The following is a 23466-nucleotide window of genomic DNA, read 5'->3' as shown; positions in this document are numbered from 1 at the left end:
GAGTGTCGCATCGGCCTCGCGCTGATGGACAGCTGTTTCACACGGCCGCGGACTTGCGGCGTTTGCCGCGCACCTTCTTGGTTTCGACTTCCTCGAGCTCGCCCTCGATGCCCTTGAGACCCTTCTTGAAGTTGGAGATCCCTTCGCCCAGGCCTTTACCCAGGGAAGCGATGCGGCCAGCGCCGAAAAGCACCAGCAGTATCAAAACGACGATGGCAATCTGCCAGGGACCTGCGGCCATGGTTCGGTTCTCCTACGAGCTCACACGGTGAGGGGAAAGATGTCGGTGTACACGGGGCGCTTTCGCAGCGGGACGGGGCTCATGACTGGAACGGTCTCGGCCGTCTGCGAATCCGTTTCGTAGAGCTCGTACTCTTGAATCACCAAGCGGTGCTCCTTGTCCAGGTAGGTGGTGGGCAGCGGCAGCTCCCCGCCCCAGTACACGACGTCGTCGGTGGAGTTGGCTTCCACGAACGAGGGCAGCGAGACGACGTTGCCGACGCGCACCCAACCGAAGTCCTCTGAAGGCGAGTCGCGGCGCTCGATGCTCGCTTCCACCAAGCGGCCGGAGCCCGCGGCAAGGCTCGGCACCAACGCCTGAAGGCTGGGTTCACCGCCCCCGCCCCCGCCTCCGCCTGTGCCGGTGCCGCCGCTGCCGAGCGCGGCGATGGGCGCGATCCTGTCGCCGAGCTCGCTGCGCGGAGCAACACCCGAGAGCAGCACCTTCACCGCGTTGCTCTTGTACGTCAGGGTCGCTGTCCGGTCCGCCACCAACTGGGAGAACTCGGTGCGGACGACCTTGGAGAGGTGCAGGTGGGGAAGCGAGTCCGGCTGGTACCGCGCGAGGGCCAAGCGCACGAAGGGGAAGTATGCACCCTTGGCGTCCATTTCGATGTCGACGTAGTGCAGCCTTCGGTCGGCGTTGTAGCGCGGCGCGAAGGCCGCCACGTTCACCTCGTACTTCGCTTCATAGGCGTTGGCGGCTGCAGGCATGAGCTCCTCGAGCTGGAGCGGCGCACTATTGGTGATGACCTGATCTTCCGGATCGCCGGAGACGGGAATGAAGTCCGCCGCGGTGACCTCCGCATTGGGAGTGCTGCCGTGAAACGACGGATCGCGGCCCCATTCGGAGATGTAGCGCCGCAGCTTGTCGTCCGGAGCGTTGTCTCGCGGAAGGATGGCAGCCAGAAGCTCACCTTCACCCGACGACCACCAGGGGCGGTCCAAGTAGATGCGCAAGCCTCGACCAATGCGCTTGCGACCGTGGCTGGTGTCTTCCCAGCGAAAGGTCGGAATCACGTACAGCACCTCGGGCACGTCCGGCCGGGCCGAGCTCGGGATGTTCCGGACCAGGGGCGCGCCGGACTCGGTGATCAGATCGATCTGATTGTAGAGCTCGGGGCTGAAGTACTCGCGATAGCGAGTGGTCGCGCGGGGGGTGTAGTCGATGACGCGATGCTTCGTATCTCCGAACTCCTGGCGCGGGCGTTCGTCGTTGGTGCCCTTGGGGAAGAACGCGTTGCCCTCGTCGTAGCCGACCTCGCGGGTGAACACGGAGGCATTGCGGGGTTCCTGCGCGGGCGCAGGGTCGGTCAGCCGGTCCTCGTACTCCACCCAGTTGGCCAGCATCTCGATGGATCCGGTCGACTGCGGGTGCGCGGTCTGGAACACCCCATCGAGCTCCACGAAGTTGTCCCCCGGCATGCGATACGCCGCCATCTTCGGGTAGATCACCGGCGCCGCCAGCGGCTTCTCCACCGCATGCACGAAGGTCACCTCGCGCCAGGGCGTGATCATCCAGTGTTGGTTCAGATTGTTCTGCACCGTGCTCTGCATGGCGGGGCTGAACTTCTGATAGCGAGCCAGGAGCGGCAGGCTCTCCTTGGCGATGGCCGAGCTCATCTTGACGGTGACTCGCGTGCCCTTCGGGATCTTCACTTCCGTCTTGAAGATGCTGCTAGCCCAGCTCTCCGAGCTGCCCGAACGGAGCTCGAGGGAGAAGGGCTTGTAGTTGGGCCAGTCCTTCAGGCCGTCGAACAGCTGCTCGATCATGGGTTGACCCGGGAAGCCTTGGATCACCCAGCCGATGGCCAGGGGATCGGGCAAGTAGGGCAGATCGAGGGTGCTCACCGTCTGGATCGAATACGTCGACTTGGGCAGCGGGTCGCCCCGCTTGAAGGTGCTCGGGAACGCCAGCTTGTTGCCGTCGATGTCGATCAAGGCGACACCCGGCAGGGTTGGATCGTTGAACGTTCCCGCTTCCTTCGCCGCCACCGCGTAGGCCTTCAACGGGTCGTTGAAGAGCGGATCGAAGGCGCCGTGAACCTCCGCCATCCACTGCGATGACTTCGGGGCGGCCACGAAGCGCAGGCACTCGCCGTTGAACTGGCTGTCGAACGCACTGGGAAGCGATGAATTGACCTTGGTGCGGATCACCAGGTGCTCGACCGACTCTGCCAAACCGATCGGCTGGCGCATGACGAGCACCGGAGGAGACAGTGGATCATAACGGAGGTACTCGAAGGCCTTGGTCTGTCCCCAGTTCACCCCGAAGTCGCCGTCCATGTTCGGCAAGCTGTTGCCCGCCATGTCCACCACGCGAGCGCGCACCTCGTACTTCTTGCCGAAGCGGAGACGCGGCAAGCTGCCGGGCACGGCCGCCATCTGCGGCTGCAGGGGAAACTCCGAAGGCGGAAGGTTCGGTTCTTTGCGAATCGCGAGGGTCTGCGTCATCTTCGTATCGTCGCGATCGAAGGAGATGCTGTTGCCGGGACGTGGCACGACGAGACTCCAGTTCTCCCAGCCAAATACCGACTCGTGCATGTACATGTCGGGAGGATTGGTATTGCCGGAGTCGGGCACACTGGTGGCGGAAGCCGCCTTGATGTAGCCCTCGTCGGGCTCGGCCTTGACCGTCCCAAGAGAACCGATGTTGAAGGCGCCCTGGCGTGCACTGAGGGAGTGCCAGCGACCATCGACCTTCATGTCCACGCGGTAGCCTCGCGTGACGTCGTTGCTGAAGACGGTCTCGCCCGCGAGGTTGCCGTCGATCGCCTTCTGGTTCTGGAACGCGCCGGTCAGTGCCGTGTCGCGGTTCTTGCGCAGTACGGTGATGCCGCCATTCTGCTTGGCGGGCAGGCTCTGCGGATTGGGTTTCGAGCTACTGCCGTTCTTCTTCAGCAAGATCTTCATGTTGGACGCGAAGTCCATGGTCTTCAGCACGCTACCGTCGACGTCCATCTGGGCGACTTGAAAGAAGTCCTCGTTGCCGAGCAAGAGCACACCTTGGGCTTGATCCGTGCCCTTGCGCTCCTGCGCCCGGAAGCCGGCCGCATCGATCACGTATTGAGTCCACGGTGTCTGGTCGAAAATGGCATTGTCCGCCCAGCCGACCTTCACCCGCAGGCGATCAGTGGAGTAGGGCGAGAGGCCGTGCGCCGCCAGATCGATGCTGCAATCGATGGCCACGCCGAGCATGCGCATGAGCTGGGGATGATCTCCCAGCGCCGCGATCACTTCGTGGAAGTCGAAGCTGGGCGGCTTGATCGGCGGCGGCACATCCGCCGGGTTCACCGGATTGCGCTGCGAGACGTACTTCTCCGGCGGCGTGCGGTGATAGAACCGCCAGGCGTTGTAGAACGCGGGCAGCGGTGCCGCCGAAGACAGGTTCTGATAGTACCCTTCGGCTTCGGCGTCGGGATGCGGGCCCGGCCGCCACTTGTTCAGCTTGGTGATGTCGTAGGCGGAGTTCCGAACGTGCCCCACCGAGTCCACCATGGTGCGAAGCGGCCCGGGCGCGTTCAGGTCGGGGAACTGGCTCGGGCTCATGTTGCCGATCGTGGTGTACAGCTGCTCGATGTACTCGTGCAGTTGATGCGCCGGATAGCAAAACAGTGGGCGGATGCTGTTGTCCTCGAACTGAAACGGGTGCACCAAGGTGTTCGGCTTGAACAGCTCGTTCCAGATGTCCGGGCGCAGCGGGCTGGTGTCGATGGAGACGGGCACGGATGCCCCCAGAGCGTCGAAGTGCGCCGAGATCCCGCTCGTCGCTGCCAGGTGCAGCACGCGACTGGGCCAGTTGTCCAAGCTGTAGTCGCTGAGCAGATTTCCGCCCGCACCCAAGCGAAAGGACGCGAACACGGAGAAGACCAGCTTGGTCCCCTCGGCGTACTTGGGGAGAACGGTCCAGATAACTGTGGGTTTTATCGCCATTTGTTCCTCTAGCGACTAGGCCGCAAAAGCGTTCAGGTATTCGGTGAAGGGGTGGTAGTTGCCGATCGGCGCCATCAGCTCGGCCAACGTCGGGTCTTCGTTGTCGCCGGCGAACTTGCGCTCGGCCTTGATCTTCACGGTCCCGCTGAAGCACAGCACGGAGACCTCGATTTCAATCGACGCCTTGCCCGTGACCTTGTGCGACGAAAACTCGTACTTGAGCTCCATGTAGAGCTCGATGGACGCGCTGATGAGGCCCAGCACGTCCACTTCACCGCGGGCACGCAGATAGCCGGTGAGCTCGGCCGTCTTCGGGCCCATCGCGAAGTAGATGCCGGCCATGATCGAGATGCTGCCGCTGGCGACCCCGAAGTCGACGGACAGCGAGGCGCCGAACTCGAGACTCGCTTCCAGGAGCTCCATGCCGTTGGGTGAGCAGGTCAGCCCGAAGAAGCCGCCGCCGCCGAGCATGGCGACCGTCAAACGGAAGGGTGACTCTCGGCTGCAGAAGCCGAAGTTCACGGTCATCGGCGGCCCGAAGAAAGGAATGTGGAACCCCGCCGAGAGCGCCATGTTCTCCAGGCTGAACATACCCACCGCCAAGTTGGGCAGCGGCAGCGTGAACATGGCCTTCAGGCCTTCTTCGGTGACGTCCACGTTCGGCGGATCACTGAAGCCTTCCAGAGGAATGATCTCCGACAGCTTCCGAACGAAGGCCAGCACGCCATCGAAAGCGATGTTCTTGAAGATCACGTCGATCTCGGGCTTCTTGCCGTTGACCACGCGGAACTGGAGCCTGTCGAACTCGAGCACCATGAAGGTGGCCTGGTTCCCGAGCAGGTTCAGGTTGAAGTCCGGAATCGCCGCGATCAGATCCACGCCCGCTGGCTTTCCGGGCAGGTCCTTGGCACGTGCCTCCACGGACAGGCGCATCGGCTGGTGGGGCTCGAAGAACCCGAACGGGTCGCCCTTCAGCTCGGGGCGCCACTCCAGCCGCACGGTCTGGTTCTTGGCGAGCTCCTGGGCGTTCTTGAACGCTTGGAGCGCCGCATTGAAGCCAGGGTCAGTGATCGTGCGTTGGAAGTCGGCCGTCACTCGCTTGAGCAAGCGGACATCGCCATCGGTCGATCCGCCCAGCGACAGGGTGTCGACGTCATCGAAGAACGGCGTCAGCTGCGACGGGTTGATGCTGGTGAACGCGTCGGCACCGCTGGCGATCGTCGTCAGAACTGGCGGCGGTGAGATAGGCAGCACACCAGCCAACTGAACGAGCTGTTTGGCGTCCCGGACGACGCTGCCCACCACGTCGAGCGCTTGCGTAGCAAACGTCGGTGCGCCTTCGAGGCCAGTGCTCGCGACGATGTCCTTCAGCGAAACGCAGCCGAAGAGGTAAGCGTCGATCTGATCGAAGAACGACGAGGCATTGAACTGCCCAGCGGCAAAGGCATTGACGTCGCCGCCGATGGGGCCCTTGGTGCGCGATAGCCCAGTGATCTTGATGCCGGGCTGGATGAAGCCGCCGCTGTTCTTGCTGTTGCCGGAGAAGGACAGATCCACCGGTGGCGTGGCTTCCAAGAGCACTTGGCCTTGCGCATTGCTGCCGGTGAAGGCCTGGCTCAAGTACGGCGCCGCGTAGACGACGTCCGCGAGACCGCCGGCGCCCCCCAAGCTCCGCACCGCTTCGACTTGCACCGTCGCCTGCACCAGGCCGGGACCGAACCCGGGCTTGTGGCCGTTGCTCCCGTCGGACACGGCCTTGAAGGTCATCGATCGCGTCTCGAAGACGGTGTCGTCCACTTCCTCTTCGGGTGCGTATCCGAAGCGCTGGCCCTTGATGTCGACGGTGTTGAAGGACTCGCCGCCGTACTTCTCGTTCGCGTAGATGTGGGCGGCGTTCCAGTTGCTGCCGTCAGCCTCGATGGCGTAGCCCGTGCCGCTGTCGAGCGGGATCCACATCATGGGCATGCCGAAGAAGTGGCGGTGCTCGTTTCGGTCCAACACCTCGACGGGAAAGCGGTAGGGCTTGCCGTCCACCTTGACCAGCAGTGGGAGCGGCGTGGGCAACGTCTCCCCTTGCTTGGGCTTGTCGAAGACGCGGCACTCGTCGAGGGGCGGCGTGACCAGCTGACGAACGTGCAAGAACTCGAAGGGAATGTCGCGACACTCCCCCGGGTAGTGCCGAATCGGTTCCTTGCACACGATGTAGCAGCGCTTGTAGAGGTACGCCGTGTGCGGCTGGTCGGGGTGCTTGAGCTTGCGCTCGGTGATCACCACGAGAGTGGCGCGGTGACCGCAGGGGTACAGGTAACCGTTGTAGGCAACCTTGACGAAGTTGTCGCGACCGAGAGCCGTCTTGTGCTCCCAGAGCGAAACCAGCTGGTCGTCTTCCCACTCACCGCGCACGTCCAGATAGCCACCCAGGCTGGTGAGCATCAGCTGCTTGGCGTCGACGGGCCGCGGCTTGATCAGCGCCGTGTAGTTCGCTTGCTGATTGACGAGGTGCTGGCGCGTACCGAAGTCCAGCGCCTCGTCGAAGGTGATGTTGGAGGGGTTGTTGGCGTGGTTGTCGTTGTCCCGCGTCCAGATGGCGCGCAGCGTGCGGTAGTACGACGAACCTTCGTGGAGCGATCCTCCGTCGAACACCGCGAGCCGCGAATGCCACAGCTCGACACGATTGCCGGACTGCACCGGCGATCCGGCGTGTGTGAAACCCGAATGCGAGTTCGGTGACAGGATCAGCCGATAGGGCAGCTCGATGGCGGTTTCGGTGTGCTCCGGGGCAACCGGCGGCCCTGGGTTGACGCTGATGCTGGGCTCGGAACCGGCCGCGGCGTATCCAACGGAAACACCACTGCTCGTGCCCATTCTACTGAGCGAGAGTTGCGTCGACGTGCTGAGCTGCTGGGACTGCTGCTGAGAGGTGAGGACCAGACCACTGCCATCACCCAAGGGCGCTGCGTTCGGATCCTTGGGCAGCGCCGTCGCTGCCACACTCAAGCGCAAATCCTTGAGCGCCGTGAGCAGACCGTCCAAGTTGTAGGGGATCGGGGTGAAGTTCTCCGGGACGGTGAAAACCACGCGGCTCGGCCCGCTCAGCACCGTCTGAACCACCGGCGGGTAGTACGCGGGCAGCGGCTGCTCCTCGAAGATGGTCTCTTCTTGGATGTGCTGAGAGGGGAAGTGCACGATGATCGCGAACGGTCCGTCGCCGTTCTTGACCAGGTTCTCCTTCGCGGTATCGAGCTTCAGCCCGATGAACTCGAACCGCAGCTCGAGGAAGTCCTGAGGGCGCTTGGCGCTGATCGCGAACACGCGCCCCAGCGAGCCGGACTTGAGGGTCGGGCCGACTTCCGTCGCGCAACCCACCAGTCCGGGGCTGAGCGCAGCGCCAACGCCGATGCCGGACAGCTTCATGAAGTCGCGGCGGTTGATGCGGAAGGTCGTGGGGCCGAGCCCGGGCTTCTTGTCGGACGGTTTCATGGGGTGGCGGTCCCCTCAGCAACCCCCGTGCCGCTGCCCTTCCATGGAAATTCCCCGCGGTTTCCCTGCTGAGATCCGTGCGGCGCACGTGCGCCGCACACGAACGCACGACGGCTCCCACTGCGCAGTGCGCGCACACGACGCACACGTTCGCGAACACCCACGCTGGGTCGGAAACTCGCAGGAAAGCGCCCTCTGAGAGTGGGTACGCGGATTGCTAAACGGCGGCCTCACTCAAAGGAGGACAGTTCTCGTGACACTTCTTCGTAAATTCGCACTCTTCTCAGCGTTGAGCTTCGCCGCATCCCTTTCCGGCTGCTCGGGGGACCGCTCCAGCGATCCAGATGACATTGCGGCGCAGTCCACGCCCGTGGTTGGCGCCAGCGGCTTCGACGAGCCCGATCCCAAGACCGGCCTCTTGCCATGGGCCAGCCATTCCTTCCGCAAGCGGACGTTCGGTCCCGAGGAGCTTGCCCGAGATGCGATGGACAACCGCATCCAGATCAAGTTCAAGGTCGGTTCCGGCGTGCGCTCTCGTGGCGGGAAGCTCACCATCGAGAAGGACAAGGTCGAGGGAGAGCCGGCCTTCAAGGCCCTCGATGCCGTCCGCGCCACGCTGGACAAGTACGACCACAAGGTCAGCGTGCGTATGCACGAGCTCAGCGAGAAGTACCTGGAGAAGGCGCGCGCGGAGGGCCAAGCAAGGACCGGCCGCGACGTTCCGGATCTCAACCTCTGGTTCTACTCCTATGTCGAGCCCAAGGATGCGGAGCACATGTCGCAGCTGCTCGACGAGCTGAACAAGAACCCGCTCGTGGAGCTCGCCTATCCCTGCTTCTTGCCCGTGTCTGCCGAGCTCGGGAAAGCAGGGCAAAAGGCTACTGAGATCCTGCAGAAGGCGGCGCGACACGCCCCGGTACCCGATGCAGATCGTGTCGCCAAGCTCGAGAAGGGCATCGACCCTCAGGTGCAACGCTCGATCGATCCGCCCGGCATTCCGACCCCGCCGCCGGCGCCCCCGGGAGACTACTCGCCTTTACAGCACTACGCGCAAGATTGGCCCCGGGGCATCAACGCCATCGACGCGCAGGCGACCTACTTCGGCGCATACGCGACCAACACGGGCTATGGCGACGTCGAGTACGCGTGGCGTACCACGCATCAAGACCTCACGTCGCTCAGCAGCAGCAACCTCGTGAGCGGCACTCCACATTCCAGCATCAACATCACGGACTTCCGCAATCACGGCACCGCCGTCACTGGCATTCTGAGCGCGGCAGACAACGGCTTCGGCGTGACCGGATTGACATCGGAAGCCGAAGTTCGCCTATCGACCGAGTTCCCGACCACCGGCCCCAATCGTCCCGCTGCGGTCAGTAATGCCTCGGCCAATCTCTGGCCGGGCGGCGCGATCCTGATCGAGATGCAGACCTTCGCCGGTTTCGACTGCAACGGCGACAACATCGCGGCATCCGACTACAATCAGGCGTCCCTGCCCGACTTCGTTCCCGCCGAGCACGACCCCGCGGTCAAAGACGCGGTCAAGCTCGCCACGGCAAACGGGCGCCACGTGATCGCCACTGGGGGCAACGGCGGCTGCAACCTCGACCTGCCCGGCTTCCTGGGCGCGTTCGCCATGTATGACGAGGTCAACGTCAATGCGAGCGTCAATGCCCAAGACTCCGGCGCCGTATTCGTTGGAGCGGGAGGCGCCAACGTGCCGGCGTCCTACTGGGCGTTCTTCTCGACCTACGGCAGCCGCTTCGACGCGCAAGCACAGGGCGACTCGCAGATCGTCACCACCGGGTACGGCGACTTCTACAACAGCGCCAACGCCGAAGACACCTTCTACACTTCCACCTTCGGCGGAACGTCTGGGGCAGGGCCAATCGTCACCGGTGCAATGGTGGCCCTAGAGGGCATCCTGTTCAACAACCACGGCGGCGCCTTCACGCCCAAGGAACTGCGGCGCATGTTGAGGCGACACAGCACGATCCGAGACATCCGCCTCGAGCCGTCGTTGCTCTCTCAGAACCCAAACGGCATCGGCACGACCTACATCAAACGCACGCGCGTCGCGCGGCCGGACTTGATGGAGCTCGGCGAGGTCATCAACGCGCGCCACTTCTGCGGGCGCTCGTCGGACTTCGACGGCGACGGCAAGGCGGACTTCGCGCTCTACCGCACCTCCCGCGGCTTTGGCGGGCTGTGGAAGATCCGCTACTCCGGTGGTGGTGAGGATCTCTTCCAGTGGGGACAGGACGGCGACATTCCGTGTCCCGCGGACATCGTTGGAGATTCCCGCGCCGAGCTCGTGGTGTACCGCCCGAGCACGACTCAGTGGCTGATCAAGAACCTCCAGAATGGTTCCACGAGCACAATCACCTATGGGTCGTTCGGAGACATTCCGATCGCTCTCGACTTCGATGGGGACGGCAAGGCGAACCTGGCGGTGTTCGATCGCTACAGCTACTTCCCCCACGGCCGTTGGTACATCCGCGACCAGACGCAGAGCGCTACCCTGGCCCAGCTACCCGTGGGCGAGTTCGACTCGACCCCCCTCACCGGTGACCTCGATGGCGATGGCGCCGACGACCTGATCACGTTCAAGGGCGGAACGTGGGAAATCGCCAAGACGTCGAATCTCAACTTCAGCGCGTTCATACCGTTTGGCAAGCAGGGCGACATTCCGCGCATTCATCACGACAGCGGCGGCGACAAGCTCGCCTTCTTCCGCCCAGACGAAGGCAAGCTGTACCTGCAGACGGGCAACAGCACGTCAACGTCGGTGAGCTTCGGAGCACCCGGAGACATTCCGATCTTCGCGGACGTCAGCGGGGATGCCACAGATGAGCGCATCCTGTTCCGAGCGCCCGAGGCCTTGCCCTACACTGTCGCGCCGTCTCAGCCGCTGTTCTACCAACAGAACCAGGGCGTGGTCTGGTCCGACTCCTACGAGGTGACCTGGATCCCCGTCATGCGTTGACTCGAAGAGGCGCGGCGCTCAGCGAGCGCCGCGCTTCGGACTGTGGCCGCGCGCCGCGCTACGGCGCGGCGGCGCGGCGCCCAAGTGCCGCAGCGCGCTGCACACTACGGCATCGGTGCAGCCGCCCACGTGGCCATGGTGCGCCGGAAACTCTGGGCCGCCCAGGGCGCCGGCCACGCGGATGTCCGGCCCCCGCCAAGCGGGAAACGTCGCCGTCAGCGTCTTTTCGCGCTCCCGCGGCGTGGGCAGACCCAGCGAGAGATCCGGCAACAGCCCCACGCCTTGCAGCGGGGAGCCGTCGGGCATCGCGAACAGCATCGTGGTGAGCCGCAGCACGCCCACGCCGGAGCGATCGTCGAAGTACTCCTGCACGCACCCCTTGCCGAAAGTGCGAGCGCCGATCATCTCACCGCGTCGGTAGCTGGCGAGCGCGCCGGCGATCATCTCCGCCGCGCTCGCCGTGTAGCCGTCCACGAGCGTCGCGACGGGGCCCGGCCAACGCATCGCGCCGGACGGTGCGGGGGAACGCTGCACCTCGACGGCGCCGCCGCGACGCCGGAGCGGGAACATGGGCGCCCCCGGGATGAAGACGCCGATGGCGCCCGCCGCGCCGTCGATGGAGCCCCCGCCGTTTCCGCGCAGGTCCAACAAAATGGCCAATGGCGTTGGGCTCTCGCTGCGAAGCTCGCTGACGGTGCGACCCAGGTCTTCCCCCAAACCGTCGGGCACGTCGGGCATCGCGATGACGGCGACCTCACCGTCGCCATAGCTCACGCGCGTCACCTCGAAATCGTCGCCCAGAGGCTCGGCCGGCGCTTCGTCGTCGAGGGACACGCGAAAGCGACGCGGCAGCTTCTCGCCTTTGCGCAACACCACGACGTCGCGCACCGTCTCGCCGCCGGCGGGCTCGAGGCGTGAGAGCTGCTCGGCTTGCTCCACGCTCAGGCCGGCCGTGGCGATGCCGCCGATGGACAGCACTAGATCGCCCTGCTCCAAGGGAGGCGTGGGATCTTCCAGCACCACGATGCCAAGCGCCGTGCGCATCATGCGCCCCCACAGCCGCGGACCCACGTCCAGCGCGGAGTCCGCCGCGTACAGCGACCATTCTTCATCGAGCGGCGCCCACTGGCCGTGAGCATCCACCGCCGGAACGTAGGCACGCACCGCCGCGGCCAGCACCGCGCCGGCCCACTGCTCCACGCTCAACTCGGGAAACAAGCGCGCTTCGGCCTTGCTGGCGGCATGCTCTGCGTCTCCGTAGGCGGCGCGGAAGCTCTTGCCGCGGGCGCCGAGATCCCGCGCCAGCTGCCGCGCGGGGCGCTGCACGGGATCGTCTTCGAACACCGCAGCGGTCGCCAGCGGGTAGGCGCGCTTCGGGCTGTCGCTGGTGGCAGACTCGTAGATCTTGCGCAGGTCGTTCACCCACAGTTGCGTGGCGCGACCGATCTCCCGTGCGACGGTGCAGTCGCTCCCATCTCGCGGGCTCTTCTCGATCTCCGCGATGAGCTCCGCCGCGTGGCGGCGGATCAGCGCCTTGGCCGGCGCGTCCGGCGCGGCGGACCACAGGCCGTGGGGATCGAGCCAACCGGTAGTGGCCGAGGCGAACGCGTTCGGAATGGGCTCGCCGGCGGGAGCCGCGAGACGCGCCCGAACCTCGCTCACCACTCGACGCGCATCGCGGCAGCCCAGCACCGCGGGGCCACCGGTTGGCATCGAGAGGGGGCGCACCGAGCATTGCGCGGCGGGATCCAGCGGCGCAGGGCCGCGAAAACGACCGAGCCGCGCGTTGACCCGCTCCGGCGCTCGTGAGCACAGCCCCACGGCTACCGCGCCGCCAATGGCGGCGAGGGCACCCAGGGTTACGAAGCGTGCGCGCCGCATGGGCCGCGAAGCGTACACCGTGGAGGCACTACGAGCTATTTACGTGGGGCGGCTTCGTCGAAACGCGGTAGCTCGTTGGCCGGAGCGTACCAACTCGCCTGGAACGCGCAGTAGATGTTGCGGGTCGGCCGCACGCCCGGGTCGCCGTCCAGCGTGCCCGCGGGAATGATGTACGCCTTGCCCGTCCGAGACAGCCAGGGGAGCGCCGAGCCACATGTGTCGCAGAAGCAGTGGCTCCAGTACTTGGCTTCCGGCAGATCGAAGCGCCGCACGTGCTCGTCGCCCTCCACGAAGGCGAGCTGTTCCGTGGCCACGAACAGGTTGGCCGCGTGCGCCGCCCCGGATGCCTTGCGGCAGCGCTGACAGTGACAGTACTGAAATGCCATGAAAGGTCCGCGGACCGTGTAGCGCACGCGGCCGCAGACGCAGCTTCCGCCGAGGGTTTCGTCGCTCACTCCCTTACTCCTTGGTCGAACCCTACGCTATGGTGGCGCCGGTGTCGCTGGATGCCATCGTGCTGCTCGGTTGCCGCGTTGAAGCGGATGGCCGCCCGTCGGACGCGGGGCGGCGACGCGCGCGTGCCGCCGCCGAAGCGTTCAAGGGCGGCGTGGCTCCCCGGATCGTGGTGTGTGGAGGACGCCGCTGGCATGGCGTCTCGGAGGCGGAAGCGCTGTCGGCGGAGCTTCGGAGGCAAGGCGTGCCGGAGAGCGCGATCGTGCCCGAGCTCCTCAGCCTCTCCACGACGGAGAACGCGCGCTACGCGCTGCGGCTTCTGGGCGCGCACCCGCACGTGGCCGTCGTCACCTGCGACTGGCATTTGCCGCGAGCGCTGGCGAGCTTCCAGCGCGTGGGCTTCCGTGCCGAAGGGATCCCGGCGCCGTCGCCGAGCATTTCGGGGACCGCATGGCTGGTGCGCTCGCTGAGGGAAGCCGTCAGCGCCGCGGTGGATCGCGCGGTGGGCCCATGAAGCGCGCCGCACTGCTGCTTTCGCTGCTGGTCTCCGGCTGCAACGGCTGCCAGGGCAAGTCCACGCCGGAAGCCGGAGCGCCCAGCGCCAGTCCGAGCGCCAGCCCCGCTCCCGACAAGCGCCTGCGGGTCATCGAGACGGCAGAACAGACCCGCACGGCCAGCGCCATCACCCCGGCGGATCTCGCGAGCCGAGACGTGACGCTGCGACGCCGCGCTGCCCGCGCTCTGGCCCGCATCGCCGACGGCGCCGCTGCCGACAAGCTCAACCGCGCCCTGGCCGACGAGGATCCGGTCGTCATTTCCTGGGCGGCCTACGGCCTCGGCTACACCTGCAAAGGGCGTGAGCCGCAGACGGTCCGCGCGTTGGTGGCGCGGGCCGCGTCGCTGGCCGCTTCGCCGCCGCCGCCCGTCAAGATGATCGACGGTCCCGAGGCCGCCATCGCCGACGCCCTCGGCCGCTGTGGCAACGCGGAAGCGGAGGCCACGCTCCGGGCTTGGCTCAGCGGACCCACGCCGCGCGCGGAAGCCGCGGCGCTGGCCCTCGGCCGCCTCGCTTCGCGCAGGAAGCGGCTGAACGACGCGTCCGTGGTCGCGTTGCTGGACGCGGCGAGCGACCCGGAGCGTCCCCTGGTGAATGCGCTGTTCGCGTTCACGCGGCTCTCGAGCGTGGACGACAACGTAGAAGCGCGCTTGCTCGAGGTGGCTCGAAGCGCGCTCGGCAAGGCGGGACGGCAGCGGACGTTCGCGGTGCGCGCCCTGGGCCGTGCGGGGGATCCCGCCATCGACGTGCTCGAGAAGTTGGTGAGCGACGACAAGCTCAGCGCGAGTGAACGCGCCGACGCTGCGCGGGAGCTGGCCAAGCTGGGCAAAGGCGGTTTGGCCGCCCTCGGTCGCGCCCTCGGCGAGCTGGTCCCCGGCCCGGAGGCGCTCAGTGAGAAATCCCTCACCAGCGACGCCTGGGGCCCCTTGATCACCACGCTGAGCGCGCTCGAGCCACCCCTCGCCGGTGGCGCGCGCGAGATCGTCGAGCGACTGCAAGAAGCGCCCATTCCGGACAAGGCCTCCGCCACCCTCACGCGGCGCCTGGTCACGGTGCGCTGCACCGCAGCGGCGTTGCTGGCGGGAACCGCGAGCCTGTACTCCAAGCTCAAGAGCTGCGACCCGACGGAGAACGGCGAGACGGGTCAGCTGGCGGTCATCCGCGTGCTCGATCGCGGTCCGCTGAAAGGCGCCCGGGCTACGCGCTTCGAGCAGCTGACGCGCTCGGAGCACCCTCGCGTCCGCGAAGCCGCGCTGGAGCTGCTCCCATCGCATCCGGAGATGCCGGGCACGCGCGAGATCTTGGCGCGAGCGCTGGCCGCCAAGGATCTCGGCACCATGACCACCGCCGCCCAGGTGATCGCGGCCTACCCCGCTCGCGCCGCGAAGGAGCCCGTGACCGAGCCCGCCGAGGGCGAGGCCCCGCCCCCCATCGCACCGGACCCCAAGATCGTGAGCGCCCTGAAGGCGGCCTTCGAGGCCCAGCGCCCGGCGGACACCATCGAGACCACGTCAGCGCTCCTGGGCGCCGTCGGCGCGCTGCAGCTGATGAGCTTCAAGCCCGATGTCGACAAGCTGTGCGCAAGCGACAACCCCACGCTCCGGGCCGCCGCCGAGAAGACCCTCGGCCTGCTCGGAGATCGCAGCAAGAAGTGCAACGCTTCGAAACCCGGCGCGCCACCACCGGAGCTTGCCAAGCTGCGAACTTCCGTCGTCAAGCTTCGCCTCAGCACGGACTCCGGGGATCTGTCGCTGACTCTCGATCCCGCGCTGGCTCCCGTCACCGTCACGCGCATCGCGGAGCTCGCCAAGTCCGGCTTCTACGACGGCATCGTGATCCACCGCGTGGTGCCCGGCTTCGTCGTGCAGTTCGGAGATCCCGAAGGCGACGGCTATGGCGGTGCGGGCAAGGAACCCCTGCGCTGCGAGACCTCGCCGGCCCCTTTCGACACCGGCGCCGTGGGCGTGGCCCTGGCCGGCCGCGACACCGGATCGAGCCAGCTGTTCGTGACCCTCGGCCCCTACCCGCATCTGGACGGCGACTATCCGTTGATTGGGCACGCCGAAAAGGGCTGGGACCGGGTGGCGCAAGGTGACGTGATCCAGAAGATCGTCGTCTCCCAATGATGTCGGTTCGCCGCGGAAACATCCCGTGTCTCGCCGGTCCGGCGGGCGGCGACGGTGATACAGTACGCCCGTGCTCCTGGCGGTCGACATCGGCAACACCAACGTCGTCTTCGGTCTGTACGACGGCACCACGCTGACACGCACCTTTCGCGTCTCCACCGTGCGCACCCGCACCGCGGACGAGTACGGCGTGCTCTTGCACCAGATGATGACCTTGCACGGGTTGCCCCCCGGGCGCGTGGAGGCGGCCATCGTCGCCAGCGTCGTGCCGCCGCTCACGGACGTGATGAGCGACGCCATTCGCCACGCCTTCGCGCGGGAGCCCCTGGTCGTCGGTCCCGGCGTGAAGACGGGTATCTCCGTCCTGTACGACAACCCGCGGGACGTGGGCGCGGACCGCATCGTCAACGCCGTGGCGGCCTTCGAGCGCTTCCGAGCGGCGGTCATCGTCGTGGACTTCGGGACTGCCACGACGTTCGACTGCGTCTCCGCCAAGGCGGAATACCTCGGCGGCATCATCGTGCCGGGCATCATGGTCAGTCTGGATGGATTGCTCGGCAGCACCGCAAAGCTCATCCCGGTGGAAATCGCCGAGGCACCTCGCGTGGTGGGCCAGAACACCGCCCACGCCATCCAGTCCGGTATCGTGAACGGCTATGCCTCCCTGGTCGACGGCTTGATCGAGAAGATCGTCGCGGAGCTCGGCTTCGAGTGCCAGGTGATCGCAACGGGTGGACTCGCGCCACTGATCGCCAAGCACACCAAGGCGCTCGAGCTCGTGGACGAGAACCTCACGCTGGAAGGCCTGCGCATCATCTTCGACAAGAATCGGCGCACCGAGGCCCCGAGCCCGCGCCCGCGCGCCACGCGCTGATGCCCAAGGCGCTCTCCGTCTCGCTGCTCCTCGCCGTGCTGCTCGTCATCACGGTGGCGCTGGCAGTGAGCTTCGGCGGGCAGGCCATCAGCCTATCCCGGGCCTGGAGCGACGCCTCGAGCCTGGACGCCACCATCCTGTGGACCGCACGGGTGCCGCGGGTGGCCCTCGCCGCCCTCGCCGGCGCTGCCCTCGCGGTGGTGGGCGTCGCGTTCCAGGCATTGCTCCGAAACCCGCTGGCCGATCCCTACGTGCTCGGCGTCTCCGGCGGCGCAGCGGCGGGAGCGACGCTGGCCATCGTGGCGGGCGCCAGCACCTTCACGCTGCTCGGGGCAGCGCTGGTGCCGGCCGCCGCCCTGGTCGGCGGCCTCGCCGCCACGCTCCTGGTCTACGCCATCGCCCGAGCCGGCGGCGAGGTGAGCGGCACCACCATCATCCTGGCCGGCGTGATCGTGAACGCCATCGCCGCCAGCGTGATCACGTTCATCAAGACGTTGGTGAGCGCCGCCAAGGCTCAAGAGCTCTTGTTCTGGCTGATGGGCTTTTTGGACGTGCCCTCCACGCCGCAACTGGTGGCGTGCTCCGTGTGGGTCGCCCTCGGCACCGCCCTCATCGTGATGGACTCCGGCCGCCTCAATCTGCTCGCCCTCGGCCGGGAGCCCGCGGCGCACCTCGGGGTCGAGGTTCCGCGCCTCGAGCGCCGCGTGTTCTTCGCGGCTTCAGCCATCGCCGGGGCCGTGGTCAGCCTCACCGGCTTGATCGGCTTCGTGGGGCTCGTCGTGCCTCACGCCGTGCGCCGTATGTTCGGGCCGGATCACCGCGTCGTGGTGCCCGCGTCCCTGTTCCTCGGCGCCATCACGCTCGTGCTCTGCGATCTGCTCGCGCGCTCCGCCTTCGTGTGGCTCGGCACCGAGCCGCCGGTAGGCGCCATCACCGCCTTGGTCGGCGGTCCGCTGTTCCTCGTGATCCTGTATCGGACGCGCGCCCGCGCTCACTGACGCTCGTCCGCCCCCAGATCCGGCGCGTTCACGTCGTGCGCCTCGCCGTCCATGTCCACGCCGGCCTGGGGCACGCTCACGCCCTTGTCGATGGCGTTCGCTGCCCCGGCCGTCAGGTGGAAGTCCACCGCGTTCGGATCCGTGAAGTAGCTCTGGGGCGTGCTCTCCAGGTTGTGGTCCACCGTGCCCTGAGCGCTGTCTCGCTGGGTGATCTTGCGCGTCAGGTTGTTCTGGATCACCGCGTCCGTCTCCGGGTAGCGGTAGTCGATGCTGGAGAAGAAGCCGCTCGCCGCCGACGAGCTCACCACGGTGTTGTGCACCACGATGGGCTTCTTCGCGATGTCCAGCTCGATGCCCGTGTCGTAGTACGGGATCGTGTTCCAGATCACGTTGTTGCGAATGATGCCGTCGTAGTGCGCCAGCTTCTGTCCACCGTACGGATTGTCCGGATACACGCGCTCCCCAGTGCCGTTGGTCAGGCCGAAGCCGATGCCCCGGGCGCAGTTCACGATCACGTTGTTTTCCACCAGCGTGTCGCGGGAGCCCTTCCAGAAGTGGATGGCGTGCTCCGCCAAGCCGGCGCCGTCGCAGTAGATGCCTTCGAAGCGGTTGTTGCGCACCACCCACTTCCACCCCGCGTGCACGTCGATACCGCCGGTGTAACAGCCACCGCAGCAACTCTCCACGTGAGGCCGCCCGGCGTTGGTCATGATGAATTCGCTGCACTCCACGCGGCCTTCGTCGATGTAGCCCGTCTGCCCGGCGGTGGGGTTCACCTTCAGGAACTGCTCGCCGCTGTCCATCAGGCGCACGCCGTACACGAGGGTGTTCTTCACGTCGACGCCGGCTCCCGGCGGATACACGTGAATGGGATGGTCCACGGCGTGGGTCAGGGTCACGTGCGCCACCGTCACGTCCGACGCGGAAATCGCGATCAGCTCGTTCACCGTGTAGGTTCCGTCGATGGTCACCTTGGTGGCATCGTTCGACACGCTTCGCAGCGTCACGCCGCTCTTACCGAGCTGCAGCGTGGAGGTGATCTTGTAGGTCCCGTCCTCGAGCAGGATCGTCGTGCCCGGAGCGGCGTTCATCACCGTCTGAGGCAAGCTGCCGGCCTCCGTGTTCTTCACCGTGACGGTCGCCCCCGTCGGCGCCGGAAGCGGCGCGCAGTCGAGGCTCGGCATGCCGCCCGTGCCACCGCTGCCGCCGGCACCACCGCCGCCCGCCGCACCCCCCGTGTTCCCGCCACCGCCAGCGCCCGCAGCGCCGCCGGAGCCACTCGCGTTGCCCGTGCCGCCGCTGCCGCTCGCGTTCCCCCCACCTCCCGATCCGCCGTCGGTCACCGCGCCGCTGCCGCCGCTGCCGCCGCTGCCGCCGTCGCTCCCCGAATCTCCGCACGCGCTGACCGCCGCCACCACGCACACCGCCGCCGCTACGCCCAAGATCGCCCGCATGCCTCGAGTATCGCGCCGCCCCCCGCCACGGTCGAGGCCAGCGAAATTTCCGCCTCGTTCCAGGGCATGTCGGGGCGGCGCGAACCCCGCCGCGCCGCGCGAAACCTCAAGGTTCCGTCGCGCAACGACTCCCAAATGACGACGCGGAAGCCTCCGCTCGGGAAGCCTCCGCGTCGTTCAGGGCCGCTGTGGCTTACTTCTCGTAGACCTGAGCGGCGGCGATGCCCTGACCGCCCGCAACCTCGACCACCATCTTCACCGGCAGGGCGAAGGGCGCGGGGTTCTTGTAGCAGTTGGGCTTCTTGCCCAGCACCGCCTGCGGGCCCGTCGTCTGATCCTGCGCCAGCACCATGGCCGAGCCCGGGATCGGAGTGACGGCGAGGAACTTCACGTTGACCTCGCTGATGGGCGGCAGGCCGGCGGCCACGACGGTGTAGCACTTGCCGGACTGCAGCTGGATCTGGGTCTCCAGCGTCTGACCCTGCTGGAAGTTGCCGACCAACGCGGAGCCCATCGGCTTGGCGCCGGCGGGAGCTTCGCTGGTGGCGAGCTGGTTCAGGATCGGAGTGGCCGCCGCACCGAGCGACGGATCCATCTGCTGCGCGGAGCCACCACCACTGGTGCCGCCCGCGGTGGGCATTCCGGGGATGCCCGGCTGCGCCGTGGTCGTCGGTTGCGCGGTGGGCTGGGTGCCCGGCTGCTGGTAACCCGGCTGCTGCTGGTAGCCCGGCTGCTGCTGGTAACCCGGCTGCTGCTGGTAGCCCGGCTGCTGCTGGTAACCCGGCTGCGCCCCGTAGCCACCCTGCTGGTAACCGGCCGTCTGGGCATCTTCGTCTTTCTTCTTGCAGCCAACGACGCTCACCAGAACGACGCAGCCAACGACCCCAAGGATGAACTTACGCATGAGCTCCTCGTTACTTCTCTCGGTTCTTGCCGACGCCTGTCTAACGTGCGGCGAGCGCTGGGCTTACGAGCACCCGGCGCGGAAGGCTACATTTAGACGACGGAGCGGGTCCAGGGAGTCACAAGGCTGCTGCAAAATGGAGCATAACCTACTGAAATTACGCATGATTTTAATCAGTGCCGAGCGCGCCGCAGGCTTCGATTTTGTCGGGAGGGCCGCGTCTGGGAGGCGCGACGGGGATCGCGCCGCACCAACATCCAACTGAAAACCCGTCGGAGAGATCAGCTACCGTCGCTCTTCATCGTGCGCTTCGCTCTGGTCACGGACATCCACTTCGGTCCTGCCGCGCGCTTCGAGGGCAAGCTGCGCAAGCTGAGCCACGAGGCCGGCCGCCTCACCACGGAGGTGGTGCGCGTGCTGAACGAGCGTGAGCGACCGGAGCTGGTGGTGAACCTCGGGGACGTGATCGAGGACGAGTCCCGCGAGCGGGATCTCGAACGCTATCGCGAGTTCCTCGCGGCGATGGCGCCGCTCCAAGCGCCGCTGGTACACGTGGCGGGCAATCACGATCAGATCCACCTGAGCGACGACGACCTCCGAAGCTTGTGGCAACACGCCGGGCCGCTCCATTACGCGTTCGATCAGGGCGGCGTTCACTTCGTGGTGCTCGACACCCTGGAGACGAAAGACGTCGCCGTGCGGCTACCGCCGGAGCAGCTGACGTGGCTGGCGGAAGATCTGCGCACGGCGTCGGCGCCGGTCGTGATCTTGATGCATCACCCGGCGAGCGAGATGCAGCTCGAAGGCAACCGCTGGTTCGAGAAGGCGCCGCACATCTGTCGCGTCGCCGAGCGCCGTGAGCTCCGCAAGGTGCTGGAAGCGAGCGGCAAGGTCGTCGCCGTCTTCAACGGCCACGCGCACTGGAACCACCTCGACGTCATCGCCGGTATTCCGTACCTCACGCTGCAGAGTCTGACGGAAAACCTCGACGACGACGCCCCCGGGCGCCCGGCGGGGGCCTTCGCGGTGTGCGATCTCGCTCCCCGGCGCCTTTCGATCCAGGTGCACGGCGAAGAGCCCGCTCGCTTTCAATTCGAGCTCTGAGGCCTTCTACATTTTCATGTCGGCACGCCGCGGTGCCGTCAGATGCAGTCACACACGCCGTGCCACGTCCCCTTCACGTTGCACACGACCGTCCTTTTCAACCAAGCACACGAGTCCTTGGGACAATCTGCCGTCGTTTCACACATCACGCCGCTCATGCCGTCGTCCGCCCTTTGACAGAAGGACGACCCCAGCGCGATGCGACACAGCTCGCCACTCTGGCAGTCGGAGTGCCGCGCGCAGCCCACACTGAAGATGGGGCGCCCCTCGCTGCGCCATGCTGCCACCTGATCGTTGGCCTCGCAGGTTGGGGCTTCGGGCATGTCCGGATTCGGATTGATGCACGTGTGTGTCGACAGATCGCACGCGACACTGCCGCACTCCACGGTGGCGGACTTCCTGCACAGGCCCTGCACGCAGCGGGTGCCCGGCGCCTCGCACGGAAGATCGTCCGTGCACGCCTCCCCGTAGCTGCACGCGAGCTGTCCGGCTTCTGCGGCCTTGCACATCACGGCTCCAGCGCCGCCGTACAAGAGCTCGTTGCAGCAGAGCTCGCCGCCAGGGCAGTGGGCGGAGCTCCGACAGCGAGCGATCTCGCTCAGGGCGACCTCGCCCGGGACCGCCTCGCAGCGCTCGATCTGAGAAGCCCACAGTTGGGGGGTGTCCGGGGGATCCGGCGGCGCGTTTTCCACGCAGTGCCCTTCGTCGCTGCTCTGGCAGCAGGACTCCACGCCCACGCGACAGCGCTCGTCGCCGCAAGCGAAGCTGGAGGCCGGATCGCGGTGCACCGAGGGCGGCAGCTTGGAGGAGTCCTCCGCGGCAGCCGCCGTCGTCACGGCCACCACGGACGGCTTCGTTGCGGGCGCGGGCGTGCAGGCGGCCACCACGGCCAACGCCGTCCAGGCGCTCGCTCTCATTCAGGCCGGCTTGGGAGCGAGGTCGTCGTCCTCGTCCTCGTCGTCCGCTACGGGCGCTTCCTCTTCCTTCGGCTCGTCCGCGTCGGCTTCGACGACCTTGGCCTTCTTCGCCTTTCGCTTCTTCTTCTTCTTTTTCTTTTTCTTCTCGACGACGACCTCGCGCTCTTCCTCGTCCTCTTCGGCAGCAGGAGCGTCGGCATCTTCCTGCTCGAGGGTCGCCCCCTCGCCCAGGCTCATGGCCGCTTCCGGATTCTTGCGGGCGGAGTCGAGCAGCGTGCCCCAGACGACGGCGGCCGCGACGCCCGTGGCCAGCGCGATCCACTGCGAGGTGGACAGCTGGATCGTCGTCGAGGTCGCGAAGCTGGCTGGCTTCATCAAGAAGTACAGCGCGATGGCGGGCACCGCAGCGAGCACCTGGGTCGCGCGCCGCACCGTCACGTTGGTGATGGAGCGCGCGGGACCATAGGCGTAGGCCACCGCGAACACCAGGAGCGCACCCGGTATCAGCAAGTAGGCCGCGATGTAGGGGCCGTACTCGCCCCGCTCGATGTCGTCCCGCAGGATCTCGATGAGGAACCGCAGGATGCCGTAGCCCAGCGTGAAGGCCAGAAACACCTCGCCCCGAAAGCGCTGCTTCTTGCGCACCAAGAACACCACCGCCAGGAGCAGCGCCCCGGCCAGCATCTCGTACAGCTGGGTGGGGTGCACGGGCAGCGATGCCGTGGCCTCCGGCGACAGCCCCCGCTGGTTCACGTGCTGGATCCACGCCGGAGAGCCAGACCCCTCCGGCAGCGTGCCATCAGCCCAACGCGGGAAGGTGCCGAGCTTCTGCAACCAAGCGGGAGCGTTCTCGCTGAGCGGCTTGCCGAAGTCGCAGCCAAACAGGTAGCAGCCAACGCGCGTGATCACGAGACCGGACGCGAGGCTGGGCACGGCCACGTCCGCCCACGCCAGCAGACGGATCTTGTGCCGCCGCAGAAACCACCAAGAGCCGAGGAAGCCGCCCAGGAAGCCGCCGTAGGCGACGAGCCCGCCACGGCGTAGCGCGAACAAATCGCGAAAAGCTTGGAACTCGCTCGGGTTGGTGGCGACGTACAGCAAACGCGCGCCGATCAACGCAGCGATGGCCGTGACGAAGTAACAGTTGGCCATCGTCTCTCGCGGCAGCCCGTCACGTTGCGCGAGACCGAGAGTGAGGTACCAGCCGACGACGATGGACAGACACAACATCGCGCCGTAGCTGTAGATGGGCAGCTCCGAGAGCGTGTAGACCTGGCCGCGAAAGCTGAACGCGGCAATGCCGCCGGCCACGGCCATGCCCGCTCCGATCACGAGCAGGTCCACCGCCTTCTTGCGCCAGCCGAACAAGCCGAGGAGCGCGCCGAGGGCGGCCACCACCAGCAGCGTTGGGAACAGCGGGATGGTCCAGCCGGGGAAGGGAATTCGGAACAGAATGGGATGCATCGAAGAGGGGCCTCTTTACCCAGGAAATCGCGCCGAGGCCAGGGGCCGGGTCCGCTG

Annotated in this window: 15 protein-coding genes; 6 read left to right on the top strand and 9 right to left on the bottom strand. The window is 66.6% G+C overall.

The annotated features are described in order from the left end of the window. Positions 1-37: 37 nt before the first annotated feature. The 3 genes from H6717_41175 to H6717_41165 are packed head-to-tail and all read right to left on the bottom strand — an operon-like array spanning position 38 to position 7692. Complete coding sequence (locus H6717_41175) at positions 38-241, bottom strand: twin-arginine translocase TatA/TatE family subunit (protein MCB9583518.1); 204 nt, start codon at positions 239-241, stop codon at positions 38-40. A 20-nt stretch (positions 242-261) separates the two neighbouring features. Beyond that, positions 262-4212: a hypothetical protein gene (locus H6717_41170; GenBank protein MCB9583517.1), complete on the bottom strand. Its 3951-nt coding sequence runs from the start codon at positions 4210-4212 to the stop codon at positions 262-264. 15 nt (positions 4213-4227) lie between these two features. Continuing rightward, positions 4228-7692, bottom strand: coding sequence for a hypothetical protein (locus H6717_41165; protein ID MCB9583516.1), 3465 nt, complete (start codon positions 7690-7692; stop codon positions 4228-4230). A 289-nt stretch (positions 7693-7981) separates the two neighbouring features. Between H6717_41165 and H6717_41160 the strand changes: the two genes are divergently transcribed. Next, entirely contained in the window at positions 7982-10678 is a 2697-nt protein-coding gene (locus H6717_41160; GenBank protein ID MCB9583515.1) for a hypothetical protein, read from the top strand. Between the two features lie 18 nt (positions 10679-10696). On the opposite strand, the gene H6717_41155 is transcribed toward H6717_41160, so the two are convergent. Both H6717_41155 and H6717_41150 read right to left on the bottom strand, forming a co-directional pair. Then, positions 10697-12559 (bottom strand): hypothetical protein, encoded by a 1863-nt coding sequence (locus H6717_41155; protein MCB9583514.1) that lies wholly within the window; start codon positions 12557-12559, stop codon positions 10697-10699. A 35-nt stretch (positions 12560-12594) separates the two neighbouring features. Continuing rightward, positions 12595-12945, bottom strand: a complete 351-nt coding sequence (locus H6717_41150; GenBank protein MCB9583513.1) for a GFA family protein — start codon at positions 12943-12945, stop codon at positions 12595-12597. 110 nt (positions 12946-13055) lie between these two features. Here H6717_41150 and H6717_41145 point away from each other — a divergent pair, with 110 nt between their 5' ends. From H6717_41145 to H6717_41130, 4 genes are all read left to right on the top strand, one after another. After that, on the top strand, positions 13056-13526 hold the full coding sequence (locus H6717_41145) for a YdcF family protein (protein ID MCB9583512.1): 471 nt from the start codon (positions 13056-13058) through the stop codon (positions 13524-13526). Positions 13527-15115: 1589 nt separating this feature from the next. Further along, positions 15116-15694: a peptidylprolyl isomerase gene (locus H6717_41140; GenBank protein ID MCB9583511.1), complete on the top strand. Its 579-nt coding sequence runs from the start codon at positions 15116-15118 to the stop codon at positions 15692-15694. A gap of 70 nt (positions 15695-15764) precedes the next feature. Next, positions 15765-16568, top strand: a complete 804-nt coding sequence (locus H6717_41135; protein MCB9583510.1) for a type III pantothenate kinase — start codon at positions 15765-15767, stop codon at positions 16566-16568. Further along, entirely contained in the window at positions 16568-17566 is a 999-nt protein-coding gene (locus H6717_41130; GenBank protein MCB9583509.1) for an iron ABC transporter permease, read from the top strand. The genes H6717_41135 and H6717_41130 overlap by 1 nt, the downstream gene beginning before the upstream one ends. On the opposite strand, the gene H6717_41125 is transcribed toward H6717_41130, so the two are convergent. Further along, the gene (locus H6717_41125) at positions 17560-19020 is read right to left on the bottom strand and encodes a hypothetical protein (protein ID MCB9583508.1); all 1461 of its coding nucleotides are present in this window, start codon (positions 19018-19020) and stop codon (positions 17560-17562) included. The genes H6717_41130 and H6717_41125 overlap by 7 nt on opposite strands. Before the next feature lie 193 nt (positions 19021-19213). Continuing rightward, the gene (locus H6717_41120; GenBank protein MCB9583507.1) at positions 19214-19924 is read right to left on the bottom strand and encodes a hypothetical protein; all 711 of its coding nucleotides are present in this window, start codon (positions 19922-19924) and stop codon (positions 19214-19216) included. 300 nt (positions 19925-20224) lie between these two features. On the opposite strand from H6717_41120, the gene H6717_41115 reads away from it, so the two are divergent. Further along, entirely contained in the window at positions 20225-21028 is an 804-nt protein-coding gene (locus tag H6717_41115) for a metallophosphoesterase (GenBank protein MCB9583506.1), read from the top strand. Between the two features lie 38 nt (positions 21029-21066). Here H6717_41115 and H6717_41110 read toward each other — a convergent pair whose 3' ends face one another. Both H6717_41110 and H6717_41105 read right to left on the bottom strand, forming a co-directional pair. Next, entirely contained in the window at positions 21067-21945 is an 879-nt protein-coding gene (locus H6717_41110) for a hypothetical protein (protein MCB9583505.1), read from the bottom strand. After that, a complete protein-coding gene (locus H6717_41105) occupies positions 21946-23409 on the bottom strand; it encodes a prolipoprotein diacylglyceryl transferase (protein MCB9583504.1) in 1464 nt (487 codons plus the stop codon). Positions 23410-23466: the final 57 nt, after the last annotated feature.

It is taken from the genome of Polyangiaceae bacterium (genome assembly GCA_020633235.1).
Lineage (GTDB): Bacteria > Myxococcota_A > Polyangia > Polyangiales > Polyangiaceae > JACKEA01.
This window is presented reverse-complemented; position numbering and strand designations above follow the sequence as displayed.